Raw genomic sequence first — 12,943 nt, 5'->3', positions numbered from 1 at the left:
GATGAGAAGAACACTAAGCATTACCGGCAAAATTGGAGCAAGTAAAAAAGAAAGGAGACCCGCTGCCGGGTCTCCTGCCTCCTATGATGATTTCAATTCCGTTATTAAGCCCGAATTAGTTCAGACCGGCTTTTGACAAGCCAAAAGCTGCATCCGCGGAGCCAGGCTCGGTTCTAAAAGCAACGTTTGCGCGGTTCCAAGCATTGATCGCCATGATCGAGTAGGTCAGGTCGGAGATTTCCTTCTCCGTGAATTGTTCACGGACAAGGTTGTAGATTTCGTCGGAAACGCCATGCTCCGGCAGTTTAGTCAAAACCTCAGTCCAAGCGAGCGCTGCTCTTTCCCGGGCGTCGAACAAGGTGGATTCTCTCCAGACCGCGAGATGGTAAAGACGCAGTTCTCTCTCTCCGTGAATCTTAGCTTCCTTCACATGCATATCCAGACAGAACCCGCAGCCGTTCATTTGGGAAGCCCGGATGTGAACGAGATGAATAATCTTCGTATCAATGGAACTGGATTTCTCCGCATAGCTCAGCTCCATCATTTTTTTCGTAAACTCAGGCGATTGCTGCATATAATTTACACGTTGTGTCATTTCGTATTCCTCCTCAAATTTGTTGTGACGTTATTAAGACAATTGACGATTTCGTCTTGTGACAGCCTTAGCGAAAAAGTTTTTAAGTGACGTTCAGGCCGCCGTCTATCGCGATAACCTGACCCGTTATCCAATCCATACCCGGTTCGGCGAGAGTCACAATCCATGCGGCAACGTCTTTAGGCTCTCCGCGGCGGCCAAGAGGTATGCTATTGCGTTCATGCTCCTTCACCGCTTCAGCCTGTTCCGGAGTAAGCCCCATCCGTTCCTGAAGGAATGAAGTCTCGACAGGTCCGGACGCTATGGCATTTACGCGAATGCCCTTCGGAGCGAGCTCAAGCGCCCAGCTTCGCGTCATGTACTCCATTGCAGCTTTGCTCGAACCGTATAGCGACAAATTGGCTCCCGCTTTACTGCCATAAGTGCTCGACATATTGAGGATTAGTCCGTTTGTTTTCTCCAGATAAGGAATAGCAGCAGCTGCAAGCAGCGTTGGACCTACGACATTTACCGCGAAGATGTCTGTTATGGCTTGGGCATTCACATGCTCTAGCGGCATAATACCGCCTGCTCCCGCATTATTCACAATGATATCCAACCGTCCCCATAGCCCTATTGCTGCCGCAACCGTACCGGCAGCCGAATCGGGATCGCTTGAATCAGCAACAAAACCTCTGATATTCGGATGCTTTGCCGTAATTTCTTCCAATACTTCCGCCCGACGTCCTGTAATGAGCACCTTGGCTCCCTTGGCCGCAAACATTTGTGCGGCGGCAAATCCGATACCGGATCCTCCTCCGGTTATAATAACAACCTTATTGTCTAACATAAGCTCGGTCTCCTTTTAAACTATCACGGATTTATATTAAACTGCTAATAATTAATTAATTAACTATTGGACGAAAGCCGTCCTTTTCCAGGACGGAAATCGTGATTTAGAATAAAATGCTCAATAATTCTTTCAGCCTAGACTGATTTTCCATCGATAGCTTTCCAATATGCTCTTTGATGGTATCCTCGTAGACGGGCCACACCGTTTCAATCAGAGCCTCGCCTTGCGATGTTAATCGCACAAGGACTCGTCTTCGGTTAGAGGGATCAAAATCTCTTTGAATCCTTCCCGCCTTTTCCAACGTGTTCAGCAAGTTGCTGATATTCGCCCTTGTCACGGCGAGATCATCGCTTAATTCGGACGGAAGCATCGGCTTTCCGCCTCTTTTCAAGGCGACGAGCAAGCACCAGCGGCCAAGCGTCAAATCAAACTTCCCAAGATGCTCTTCCAGCTTCTGTACCAGATGATGACTGGTTTTATAAATCGTTAGAAAAACATCGATTTGGAGAAGAGGCTTCTCAAACGGGTCCCATTTCTCTATACGGTTAGCCTCCTTTATAATTAATCAATTAACTATTTGCAAGTTAACAATACAGCGAATTTATTCGCGTGTCAAGTCAATGCTCCATGCAAAGACTGCCGATAGGTTATTATCGGCAGTCCCCTATACCGGTATGCCTTAAGCTAATGCGGTTGGTCTTACCATAATTTCGCTAATGAGAGCGTCGTCAGGTTCACTGATTGCATAAGCGATAGCTTTCGCGATTCGGGACGGAGCAATTCCCATATCGCGTATCTGGCTGGCGACGGCTTGCACCTCGGGACTTGTGATGCTGCCGAAGAGCTCCGTACTTGTCAAGCCTGGAGCTACGACGGTGGATCGAATACCCGATGAAGCGGATTCCTCCAGGCGCAGCCCTTCCGAGATCGCCCTTACGGCAAATTTGGTAGCCGCGTATATGGCGGAAGTGGCGGATACGTGATAGCCCGAGGTGGAAGACAAATTAATGACATGACCGGACTTTTGCTCGCGCATAATCGGTAACACCGCTGCGATTGCGTACAACACGCCTTTGATATTCACATCAATCATTTGCTCCCACTCTTCCACCCGCAGCTCGTTCATTCTGGAGCTTGGCATAATGCCGGCGTTGTTTACCAAGACATCGATACGGCCATACTTATCCAATGCGAATTGTGCCAGGCTCTTCATATCATCGGCAGACACGACATTTGCTTTAACGGATACCGCTTCTCCTCCGTTTTGCTTAATGTCATTAACGATTGCGTGAAGACGATCCTCTCTCCTCGCTGCCAGCACAACCTTCGCTCCGTTTTCAGCTAGCAGCCTTGCCGTTGCCTCCCCTATTCCACTTGATGCTCCCGTAATAATAACGACTTTACCTTTTATATTTTCCATGGCGGTTATCTCCTTTGTTTGCTGAATTTGTGTCGGATATATAACGCGAGTTGAATATTTAACGGCCGTTGATTTACATTATAGACAGATATCGCAACCTCTCAATGGTTGATTGCAGCGCTTTTGTTTTATATCCGACACTCACTTCGCAATTGTTGATTAACTTAAGGAGGAATCCTTTGGCATGGAAAATGTGGCAAAGACGGATCGCCGTATTCTTAGGACGAAACAGGCGATCAAGAAGTCATTTCTTGAGCTTTTTACGGAAAAAGAGTTTGAACAGATTACGATTAACGAGATCGCGGACCGGGCCAATGTAAACCGCGGAACCGTTTATTTGCATTACAGCGACAAATACGATCTTCTGGACAAATGTATCGAAGAGCATATCAACGAAATCATCTCTTTATGTAAAGATCGCGGGTCGGGTCAAGGCAATCCCCAGCAGGTGTTTGATTATTTTCGCGAGCATTTCCCTTTTTTCTCGGCTATGTTTTCCAATGAACGAGTTTTTCTATTCCGGGATCAATTGCTTCATTTTTTCTCCGTCAATATGATGATGAAAATGGAACAGGCGAACGACAGGCCAATTATCGATCAGGAGATTAAGGCCCAATTTATGGCTTCCGCCTTTATCGGCATCCTGGAATGGTGGATTCGCAACCGGATGCCGCATTCCACTCTGTTTATGGCGGATCAGGTGCGGAATTTATTCGAAAATAACCAGGTCTACCCGATGTTTCGGTAAAACGAAAAACCATCCGATCCCGGAGTTTATGCTCCTAATCAGATGGTTTTTGACTTTTACAAACCTAAATTTTCAATGCGGTTAAGCAAGCTGGTTATATCTGAAATCGTTTGGATGATCGGCGAGTTTTGTATACGGTCCAAAGCGAGATGGCCGTTCGCCAAGGCGTCATTAATCTCCTGAAGCAAGACTTGATTTTTCTCGATCAATTGTTGATGCAGATCCTGTGCAATCGCGGGGGCTTCCAGCAGGTTAAACTGCATAATGTCTTCTTTTAACGCAACTAACCGGTCCTCCAGCTGCTGCTTGGTTTCGGGGTCGGTCGCGGCGTCCCGAATCATTTGCGGTGCCTGCTCCGCAAAATCGGACAATCTATTCATATGCTCCTGTGCTTGATCCGCGTATTTCACGGTTTGATTGGCGCTCTCGAACAATGAACACGCGCTTAACATCATCGCGGAAACGACGAGCAAGAGAATCATAAGTTTCCTCATTCCGCACCTCTTCCTTCCTTAGGGGCTAATTTTTACTTTTTACGCATTCGGAGGAAAAGGGTTTCATGAAACAGCCTCAAGGTGCGGCTTGAGGCTGTTTCTCTGCGTTTGATTAATCTACAATCATGTCGCCAACCCACAAAAGGATGCCGGTGGCGATATTGAACCAACCGATAAATTTGGAAATTTTCCATTCCTTTTTCTTCTTTTTATCCTTGCCCAGATCTCTCACGTCAATGTAAATGATAAGCAGCCCGCTTACGATATACAATGTAATTGCGTAATACAGATAGCCTATGGTGTAACCGCCAAGCATCCGTAATCCCTTCCTCGCCAAACAGGATATTAAACGCCTTTCATTCCGATTCTTCGTACCTTCATCGCGACTTTGACTTCAAAAGTGCATTGCTTGTACATTTTGCTCCATTCCTCTGCCGTTTTGATCCGCTTGTTCCAATATTGCGACTTTCTGGCCCGTACGATTTCGCCAAATCCGAAATAATCCGAGCCCTTTTCTTGCGATTGCTTAATGATGTCGGAATAAAATTTAACGGCATCTTCTCCTTGCTTCTCCTCGATTAATTTCAAGATATCCGGATTATTAATCTGAATATCGTTGCTCACCTTTCCTTCCACGTTTAGCTCAATTCCGATATCTATCGTGAAATGCGGAACACCGTCCTTGATTTGGACTTTGATTTTGGAGCGGCGGTGGGTCGCGGTCGTCATGACGCTTTGTTCTGGACTGCCGAGCTGAACGAACACCCTGTAACCCGCGGGATTGATCCCTTTAACCGCCAAATACCCCGCTATTTCTAACGGCTTGGTCACTCCAACCATATGGTCGCCTACAAAGTAAGCCAGACCTTTGATCTCCACATTCTGTTCTTTCTTAATCTCAACAAATGGCAAAAAGCCTTCCTGTCCTTTTTTAGAGACATTGCTCCAGAATATGCCGATATAGTCTTTCGGAAATTTCCCCATTCGAATGCCTTCATCCAGCGTTGACATCAAATAAAGGGTAGGAACCCGTTCGAGAGGCGGAGACGCTTCCATAAATTTGCGTGCCTTGCCTTTGGCGACCATCATCCAGGCCATTCGCCGGACTTCGGAGTTTCGGCGAAAATAATCGTTTATGTTTTCGAGACCTTTTCTGGCCACGTCTTCGGAAATCACTATGACGCGCAAATGACCGAAAAAAAGCTTGCTGGATACCTGCTGCTGCAGATTCATAAAGGCGTCGTTTAAGCTATGGCCGACAACCTCGATAACCCATACCGTTTTTCCGACGGAGCCTCCTCCTCCTCCTCCGGTTTCGCCTGGCCCCAACGGTATTCTTCCGGGGAGAGCTATTTGCACGGCAACTCGGATCATTCCTTTACTCGGTGCGGGAATCGTTCCATGCAAATGGGAGATTTCGTCTTCTTGCTCTTCCGCTTTTTCCGTATTTGCCACCGTATCAATAGATACACCGAGTACAACTGCCCGTTCCTCGATCTCGAGCCTGTCCCAGCATCCGGAGAGAAATGACGCGGCAATCGTAAGCATGCAAAGTACTCTAACGATTTTGATCCACATTCTTGTTGTCTGCAACAGGGTTCCCTCTCTTCTTGCGAAGAATCGAAACGATAAGCAATAAGCCTGGATAGGCAATGGTAATGATAAGTCCGACGCGGCCCACGTTTTCAATAATTTCGTACATTTGAATAATGTTTTTAGGCAGCATGGCCATTACAAAAACAAAAGGCAAAATGAAATAGGAAAACAGCTTATGCTCTTTCAACCGGAAAAAATGACTCATCGAATAAATCGTAAAGAAGTAACTGGAGAACAGCGTTGTAAACACGGCCGTCACCCATACGGCAAGAAAAGCCGCATCCAGCCGCTCTAAAATGTTAGCGGGCAATGACGTTGCCTTGGCAAGCTCCAAGGTCGGCCATAGCAGCTTTTTTATCTCCTCCGAACCAAATACGCTGACGGTAGCCGCAACGATAGTCACATAGAGGCCTCCGGCAATGATTATGCCCCAAAAACTAGCCTTCATCGCCTTTCGGGGATGCTTCATACTCGGGATAACGGCCGTCATCACGAATGCCCCCTGGAATAGGGCTGCTATCGTTAGAGTACCCTTCAGCATTCCGCCCGGCTCATTGCCCCAAATGGGCAGCAGATTAATCGCTTCCGCATTTTTTAAAGATAACGCGGCAATGACAAGAACGGGAACCAACAAAAACGGAAAGTAAAACGTATGAATATGAGCGAAGGTGGTAATTCCGTGCCGTGTGGAAATAGCAGCGAGAAGCAGCATGACGATAACCGTGACTTCAACCGGAGTTGATTTTAATACCGATGTAACAACAACTTCGCCGAACTCTCGCGCGGTTAACGACGTAAGTACCGCAAAGAAGAGAATGATAAACAAGCTCCCCATCCATGCAAGCCATTTGCCTATTATCTTCTCGCTGTAGTCAATAATCGTTTCGTCCGGAAACCGCATGCCGAGCCGGGTAATCAGAATTAAACCGACAAAAGCAAGCAGCATAGCCAAAAAGGTTACCAGAGGCCCGCCAGAATCGGCAGCGCGTACCGCGAACAGCGGCAGAGCCAGCACGCCTACGCCAATGATCGTGCTGACAAGAACTGCGGCTGCCTGTATGACTGTAATCTGGCGGGTCTCCATCTAACGATTCCTCCTATTCACTCTTATCATTTAAAGGATCCAACACATTCTTCGATGTTTTTTTGAGCTCGTCAAACTGCGATTCCGATACTCTTGTTTCTTCGACAGGATCAAGAAACGCGGGTCTTTTGTTCATCAGCCATAATGGTCCTCTGACCAGCAGATCCTTCAAGCCTTGAAAGTCAACCGGAATAAGCGGGCTGAGGTAAGGAACGCCAAAAGACTTGAGGGACAGCAGATGATTCGCTATCAGGATTAAACCGATCATTACCCCGTAAAGCCCAAAGGTTCCGGCTAATATAATGAGCGGAAAACGAAGCAGCCTTAGCGCCAGCGCAGCATTGTATGCCGGTGTAGCGAAGGACCCAATCGTCGTTAAAGCGATAATAACAACCGTGATAGGACTAGCGAATCCGGCCGCTACGGCGGCTTGACCCACGACTAACACGCCTACGATCGAAAGAGCACCGCCGACTTGCTGCGGCAATCGGATTGTGGCTTCCCTGAGCACCTCCATCGAAATCTCGATGATGAAGACCTCGATAACGGCCGGGAAGGGTACGCCTGCCCTTCCTCCCGCTACGGCTACCGCGAAATCGGTTGGAATGAGCTCCGGATTGTAAGAGATAATCGAGACGTACAAGGACGGAAAAACCAACGAGAAGACGAGAGCAATCAACCTGGCGAAACGGATCGAGCTCATCAGAAGGAATCGTTCCGTATAGTCCTCTACGGTTTGATAGAACTGGTTAAAGACCGTAGGCACAACCAAAGCCAATGGCGAGCCGTCCACGAGTATGGACACCCTTCCTTCAGCCAGGTTGGCCACCACTTTGTCCGGCCGCTCGGTATATTGAACTTGAGGAAACGGCGAATAATGATTATCTTCAATAAACTGCTCCAAGTAACCGGAATCCAGCACCGTATCGATATCGATTTTGGAAAGACGTTTATGAACCTCTTCCACCAATGCCGGATTGGTAATGCCGTCTATTGAGCAAATGGCCACCTTGGATTTCGTTCTGCGGCCGATCTCCATAGTCTGAATACGAAGATCAGGGGACTGAAGCCGATAGCGGATTAGCGAGATATTTGTGCCAAGCGGCTCGATGAAGCCTTCGCGCGGACCCCTGATGACTTGCTCCGTTGCAGGCTGCTCGATCGAGCGTTTTTCAACGGATCGCGTCGTAATGACGATGGATTCCTTCATCCCCTCTACGGCAATGACCGTGTCTCCCCGCAAAATACAATCCACGAGCCCCGTTAATTCGCCCTGTAGGCTGCTCTTGCTGTGATAAAGAGAGTCGTTCATGATAACGTCGGATAACTGGCTAGTCTCAATTGATCTTCCAATCAGATGCGGCGGCGTATACATCAGCGCCTTCATGATATCCGAATTGACGCTGTCTTGATTGACCATGCAAGAAAAGAACATAATGGCGGCTGGAAATTGGCCGAATACGTTGAATTTGCGGACTGTAAAATCCTCGTTCATGCCAAGTATTCCGTCTAAAAAAGCTATGGTGTCTCCCAAGCTGGAGGTGACTTTCTGTCCATTGTATTTATCCATCGTTTTGCTTGGGCTTGGCATAAGCAGCTTAGCATCTAATCTTCTGACTTTTCTTGTTGGCATTCCATCACCTGCTACTCACCATAATCTGACTTTTTGCTTTCTCAGGTTTTACCAATACGGCGGAAATTATGCGTGTCCTCATTCCGGGAGCCCTTATGCAAAACAAAAGCAGCCGCCATAGAATTGGCAGCTGCTTCCACGAGATCGAACTCTTCTAGCCTGTATCCCAACGATGCCTAAACTTCGTCAGATTCGGATGCGCGTCCGGAGGCGCTTCGGTAATGATCAGCCGTATTTTTCCGATCCATTCCTCGAATGAATGATACGAAGCAAACGCGTTAGCCGTCTCCGGCGAGACGTACAGGAATAGCGGCGGCGGATATGCCTCCATCAGATGACGAATAGCCGCTTCGATTGGCGTATATTTCTTGCGCTTTCCTTCCCAATTCTCAACCGCTATCATAACGTCGTCCCCGTGCTCTCTTCTCCAGTCGAACAAGAAATCCTCCCGCTTATAATACGGCTCGATCGGACGTTTCCACATGCGTCTCGCCGTTTCTTCATGGAGCGGATAAAGCACAAGCTTGACGAATGATCTTGCCTTTGCAATCGCAGCCGCTTGCTCCAGCTGCCGGTCCGTCACGTCCTGGAACGTGTCATAATACACCATGGTTCCTTTTCTGGTGTCCGGCTCTTCTACGTGACCAAATGGCACCGTCCGGTTGCCCCGATCCATCGACATCCCCCCTAGTCATCCTTCGTAACATAGTATTGGTCTATTGATTCTTTTTCATTTCCTGCCGATTCGCCAACAGATTTGATTCTTCCTCTATACGGCTGACGTCAATCCGTTCGAACAAGATTTTCAGCTCCTTGATTTTGCGGTTCGCGGGAACGGAAATAATTGCCCATTCCGGCTGATCCAGTGTCAGGAACTTTCTTATTTCTTCGCAGGCGAACGGAATAAACGGGTTTAATAATTGAGCCAGGTTGGCAATGATCTGAACGGATGCATGAAGCGTATTCCCGCATGCCGCTTTATCTTCTTTGATCTGAAGCCACGGCTTCTGCTCGTCAAAGTACTTATTGGCGCGGCGTACGGAAGCGAATATTAGCTCAATGGCTTCTTTCATATGCCCCCCTTCTATCAATGCCCCGCTTCTAGCGTAGCAGTCTCCTATCGTCTGCTGCCAATCCTCGCTTAGAATCCCTTCAGGGATAAGTCCTTCAAACGATTTTTCAATAAAAGACAACGTCCGATTGACGAGATTTCCGAAGGCGCCAAGCAATTCGCCATTATGGCTATGAATGAATTCCCGCCATGAGAAGTCGGTATCCCGATTCTCGGGACCGTTGGCAATCAGAAAGTAGCGGATGGAATCCGGCTGATAGCGGCTTAGAATGTCCGGTACCCATACCGCCCAGTTGTTGCTCGTGGAGAACTTCTTTCCTTCCAAGGTCATATACTCGCAGGAAATAATCCGGTCGGGCAAATGCAGTCCGCCGGCTCCTATCAGCAATGCCGGCCATATGACCGTATGAAAAGGAACATTGTCTTTGCCGTGTACATAATAGGCCGTTATGGGATCATTGCCTTCTTGCCAAAATAGTTCCCAGCTGCCTCCAGTCTCCGCGGCCCACTGCTTGCTTGCCGACAGATAACCGCTGACGGCTTCAATCCAGACGTATATTTTTTTCTCCTCGAAGCCTTGAATCGGCACATCCACTCCCCAGGTTAAATCTCTCGTAACCGCGCGGTCTCGAAGTCCCTCTCTCACATATCTTCTCGTTATTTGAACCGCATTGTCTTTCCAGCCGCGCGAATGCTCAACATACTCCGACAGGACATCCTGGAAGCGGGAAAGCGAAATATAATAATGCTCGGTAGGACGTTCAACGGGCGGATTGCCGCAAATCTTGCAGGTCTTATCCGATAGGTCGGCGGGATCCAGCAAAGTAGAGCAATAATCGCATTGATCTCCCCTAGCCCGATTGCCGCAAACCGGGCAAGTCCCTTCGACATAACGGTCAGGCAAAAATCGCTGATCCGTCTCGCAATAGGTCTGCTGGATCGTTTTCTTGTACAAATATCCGTTCTCCAATAAGCTTAGAAAGAGCTTTTTTACGACCTCATGGTGAAACTCCTGGTCCGTGCGCGTGTACAGGTCGTACGTAAACCCCAGCTTCCGAAAGCAATCCGTAAACTCCCGGTGAAAACGGTCTGCGATATCCCCCGGCGATACGCCTTCGTTGAGCGCCTGTACAGCAACCGGCGTGCCATGACAGTCACTGCCCGAAACATACAGTACCGGATTGCCTTTCGCGCGAAAATAACGGGCGAGCACATCACCCGGCAGCAAGCTCGCGAGCCGTCCCAAATGCAGCGATCCATTCGCGTAAGGCCAAGCGCCTCCGATAAAAATAGGGTTCATGATGTTCCCTCCTTCATGTAATCCTGCAAAATAAAAACAAAAAAACTCCCATCCCGAAGGGACGAGAGTTATCCTCGCGCGGTTATCTGAATATTCAAGTTATTCGAATTATATTGGATAAATTTACCTCTGTCAATCATTCCCCTTAAGCTCGACTGGTATTGTCACTATAGTTCCGGTATGGTAAGTTAATACAGCTACCTGAGACCCTCAGCTCAGCTATGCCGATCCGCCAAGAAAGGATGAATCCCATGTTCAAGCTGCTCAGTAGAAGCATTCGCGACTTCCGCGCAGCGTACCCGCAGCTATTATTGTTTGAATATTTATTTATGCTGGTTACCAGCGTTATCATTATCCCCATCATTACTTTAATCTTTAGCCGTATCCTGACCGTTGTTGGATCAGGCTCGCTTATGAACGATGATATCGTTCAGCTCGGATTAAGCTGGCAGAGCATGGTTGGCCTTACCGCTATTGCGCTTGTCGCTTCCTTCGCAATATTTATCGAGCTGTGCGTTCTAATTATTCTGGTTCAGCAGCGTTATTTCGGCAATCGGATCGCGATCATGGACGCCCTCTTTACCGCCCTCCGCCAAACGCCAAGTCTGTTAGGCTTCGGTACCGTGCAGCTGCTTGTCTTGCTGCTCGTGCTGATCCCGTTCGTCGACTCGCCGATGTCGGAATCGTTCTATGCGCTGTTTAACCTCCCTATTGTACTGGAGCGCAGCGTCATGAACTTGTCCGTCATGATGTCCATTGTCTACTTGCTTATCCTGCTTGCAGCCGTATATTTGGTGCTTCGATGGATTTTCGTCCTGCATTACATCGTCCTCGAAGGGCGTACCGTCGGCCGCGCAATCCGGAGCAGCCTCGAGCTGACGAGAGGCAAGCATTTCAGGGTGCTGACCTCCTTATTTTTAATAAACGCGCTTGTGATCGGTACAGGCTTCGCAACGCTTTCGTCGGTCTCTCTCTTGCCTCATTGGCTTAATCATAATGTGCTGAAGGCGTTCTCCGATCATTATTCCTTGACGCTGTCCACCATTCTAACGTACATGCTGACGCTGGCGATCATGCCTCTCAACATCATCGTGCTGACCCGGTTATTCTACGTACTCAAACGGGAAAAAGGACAGCATCTGCAGGATAACCTGAAGTTGTACCGCAGTACTCTTGGACGATTCGAAGATTCGCTGTCCGGCATGATAAGGCGTTTCGCTCATAAACGGGCATTGTTTGCCGTATTAGCCGTTGTTTATATAAGCCTTGCCTTATTCGTTGGTCTAAAAGCGAGCAGTCATCTGGTCTACGCCAAGTGGAGCGTCCTGATCTCCGCGCATCGCGGCGACACGGAGAACGCTCCCGAAAATTCGCTGCCGGGCATTCAAAGCGCCATTAATAAGGGCATCCAATCGGTTGAAATCGATATTCAGCTGTCCAAAGACAATGTCGCCGTCTTGAATCACGACGCTACTCTTAACCGGATGACCGGTGTGAACAAATCGGTGAATCAGCTGACCTACGACGAAATAAGCAAGTTGTCCATCGGACACGACGCCGAAGGTGATCCTATCCCTGTCGCTACGCTGGAGCAGGTATTGCAGGAGGCAAAAGGACGGATTAAGCTGCTGCTCGATTTGAAACCCCACGGCGCAAGCGAACCGCTTGTGAGGGAGGTTATCCGGCTGATTCATGAGAACGAAATGGAAAACGAAGTGTATATCCAATCGTTTGACAGCACCATGCTGAGGCAAATTCGCGTGCTTTCCCCCGATATCCGCATTGGTCAGATCATGTATTTCGCCGTCGGCAATCTTTCCTCGTTAGACGTTGACTTCTACACGGTCGAACAGGTTATGGTAACGAAGCAGCTCGTCGACCGGGCGCATGCCTCCGGACGGGAGGTGTGGGTATGGACGGTGAACGGTCGTCACGACTTGAAGGAAATGCTGAAATTTCAGGTGGACGGTCTGATAACCGATACCCCAGCTCTTGCGCAATCCATGATTGGTGTTGATTTATAACTTGAAGAAGCTGAACCGTCTTAAGTGGTAAATTAAAAAGTAAGCCTCCTAAAAAATAGCGCTGCAGAGAGCTATCCCTGCAGCGCTATTTTTCGATTTTGTTCCTTTGCAGCTTTCTTGAGCAAAATTGCGGGCAAGCGAATGC

Annotated in this window: 13 protein-coding genes; 2 read left to right on the top strand and 11 right to left on the bottom strand. The window is 48.4% G+C overall.

The window, feature by feature from the left end:
- Positions 1-115: 115 nt before the first annotated feature.
- The 4 genes from FHT67_RS26090 to FHT67_RS26075 form a co-directional block, all read right to left on the bottom strand.
- Complete coding sequence (locus tag FHT67_RS26090; protein ID WP_167201805.1) at positions 116-595, bottom strand: carboxymuconolactone decarboxylase family protein; 480 nt, start codon at positions 593-595, stop codon at positions 116-118.
- 82 nt (positions 596-677) lie between these two features.
- Positions 678-1,424, bottom strand: coding sequence for an SDR family NAD(P)-dependent oxidoreductase (locus FHT67_RS26085; protein ID WP_167201804.1), 747 nt, complete (start codon positions 1,422-1,424; stop codon positions 678-680).
- A 106-nt stretch (positions 1,425-1,530) separates the two neighbouring features.
- Entirely contained in the window at positions 1,531-1,851 is a 321-nt protein-coding gene (locus tag FHT67_RS30720; protein WP_165930736.1) for a transcriptional regulator, read from the bottom strand.
- A 255-nt stretch (positions 1,852-2,106) separates the two neighbouring features.
- On the bottom strand, positions 2,107-2,847 hold the full coding sequence (locus FHT67_RS26075) for an SDR family oxidoreductase (RefSeq protein WP_132309602.1): 741 nt from the start codon (positions 2,845-2,847) through the stop codon (positions 2,107-2,109).
- 184 nt (positions 2,848-3,031) lie between these two features.
- On the opposite strand from FHT67_RS26075, the gene FHT67_RS26070 reads away from it, so the two are divergent.
- Positions 3,032-3,595 carry a TetR/AcrR family transcriptional regulator gene (locus FHT67_RS26070; protein ID WP_167201803.1) on the top strand — a complete coding sequence of 188 codons (564 nt, stop codon included), beginning with the start codon at positions 3,032-3,034 and terminating at the stop codon, positions 3,593-3,595.
- Positions 3,596-3,651: 56 nt separating this feature from the next.
- Here the strand turns inward: FHT67_RS26070 and FHT67_RS26065 are convergent, their stop codons facing one another.
- From FHT67_RS26065 to metG, 7 genes are all read right to left on the bottom strand, one after another.
- A complete protein-coding gene (locus FHT67_RS26065; protein ID WP_132309598.1) occupies positions 3,652-4,089 on the bottom strand; it encodes a DUF6376 family protein in 438 nt (145 codons plus the stop codon).
- Positions 4,090-4,201: 112 nt separating this feature from the next.
- Positions 4,202-4,405, bottom strand: coding sequence for a CLC_0170 family protein (locus FHT67_RS26060; RefSeq protein ID WP_167201802.1), 204 nt, complete (start codon positions 4,403-4,405; stop codon positions 4,202-4,204).
- A gap of 29 nt (positions 4,406-4,434) precedes the next feature.
- On the bottom strand, positions 4,435-5,682 hold the full coding sequence (locus tag FHT67_RS26055; RefSeq protein WP_167201801.1) for a Ger(x)C family spore germination protein: 1,248 nt from the start codon (positions 5,680-5,682) through the stop codon (positions 4,435-4,437).
- Complete coding sequence (locus FHT67_RS26050) at positions 5,648-6,769, bottom strand: GerAB/ArcD/ProY family transporter (RefSeq protein ID WP_167201800.1); 1,122 nt, start codon at positions 6,767-6,769, stop codon at positions 5,648-5,650. The genes FHT67_RS26055 and FHT67_RS26050 overlap by 35 nt, the downstream gene beginning before the upstream one ends.
- A gap of 13 nt (positions 6,770-6,782) precedes the next feature.
- The gene (locus tag FHT67_RS26045; protein WP_167201799.1) at positions 6,783-8,402 is read right to left on the bottom strand and encodes a spore germination protein; all 1,620 of its coding nucleotides are present in this window, start codon (positions 8,400-8,402) and stop codon (positions 6,783-6,785) included.
- Positions 8,403-8,556: 154 nt separating this feature from the next.
- A complete protein-coding gene (locus FHT67_RS26040) occupies positions 8,557-9,078 on the bottom strand; it encodes a hypothetical protein (protein WP_167201878.1) in 522 nt (173 codons plus the stop codon).
- A 40-nt stretch (positions 9,079-9,118) separates the two neighbouring features.
- Positions 9,119-10,774 carry a methionine--tRNA ligase gene (gene metG, locus FHT67_RS26035; RefSeq protein ID WP_167201798.1) on the bottom strand — a complete coding sequence of 552 codons (1,656 nt, stop codon included), beginning with the start codon at positions 10,772-10,774 and terminating at the stop codon, positions 9,119-9,121.
- Positions 10,775-11,025: 251 nt separating this feature from the next.
- Between metG and FHT67_RS26030 the strand changes: the two genes are divergently transcribed.
- Positions 11,026-12,798 (top strand): glycerophosphodiester phosphodiesterase, encoded by a 1,773-nt coding sequence (locus FHT67_RS26030; RefSeq protein ID WP_243867469.1) that lies wholly within the window; start codon positions 11,026-11,028, stop codon positions 12,796-12,798.
- Positions 12,799-12,943: the final 145 nt, after the last annotated feature.

Origin of the sequence: Paenibacillus sp. BK720 (assembly GCF_011761545.1) — a bacterium.
Taxonomy (GTDB): Bacteria; Bacillota; Bacilli; order Paenibacillales; family Paenibacillaceae; genus Pristimantibacillus.
This window is presented reverse-complemented; position numbering and strand designations above follow the sequence as displayed.

Bases quoted from the DNA above. Each gene is read 5' to 3' on its own strand.
- FHT67_RS26060 (WP_167201802.1), bottom strand. From the start codon at position 4,405: ATGCTTGGCGGTTACACCATAGGCTATCTGTATTACGCAATTACATTG.
- FHT67_RS26045 (WP_167201799.1), bottom strand. From the start codon at position 8,402: ATGCCAACAAGAAAAGTCAGAAGATTAGATGCTAAGCTGCTTATGCCA.
- FHT67_RS26085 (WP_167201804.1), bottom strand. From the start codon at position 1,424: ATGTTAGACAATAAGGTTGTTATTATAACCGGAGGAGGATCCGGTATC.
- FHT67_RS26070 (WP_167201803.1), top strand. From the start codon at position 3,032: ATGGAAAATGTGGCAAAGACGGATCGCCGTATTCTTAGGACGAAACAG.
- FHT67_RS26050 (WP_167201800.1), bottom strand. From the start codon at position 6,769: ATGGAGACCCGCCAGATTACAGTCATACAGGCAGCCGCAGTTCTTGTC.
- FHT67_RS26065 (WP_132309598.1), bottom strand. From the start codon at position 4,089: ATGAGGAAACTTATGATTCTCTTGCTCGTCGTTTCCGCGATGATGTTA.
- FHT67_RS26075 (WP_132309602.1), bottom strand. From the start codon at position 2,847: ATGGAAAATATAAAAGGTAAAGTCGTTATTATTACGGGAGCATCAAGT.
- FHT67_RS26090 (WP_167201805.1), bottom strand. From the start codon at position 595: ATGACACAACGTGTAAATTATATGCAGCAATCGCCTGAGTTTACGAAA.
- FHT67_RS26030 (WP_243867469.1), top strand. From the start codon at position 11,026: ATGTTCAAGCTGCTCAGTAGAAGCATTCGCGACTTCCGCGCAGCGTAC.
- FHT67_RS26040 (WP_167201878.1), bottom strand. From the start codon at position 9,078: ATGGATCGGGGCAACCGGACGGTGCCATTTGGTCACGTAGAAGAGCCG.
- metG (WP_167201798.1), bottom strand. From the start codon at position 10,774: ATGAACCCTATTTTTATCGGAGGCGCTTGGCCTTACGCGAATGGATCG.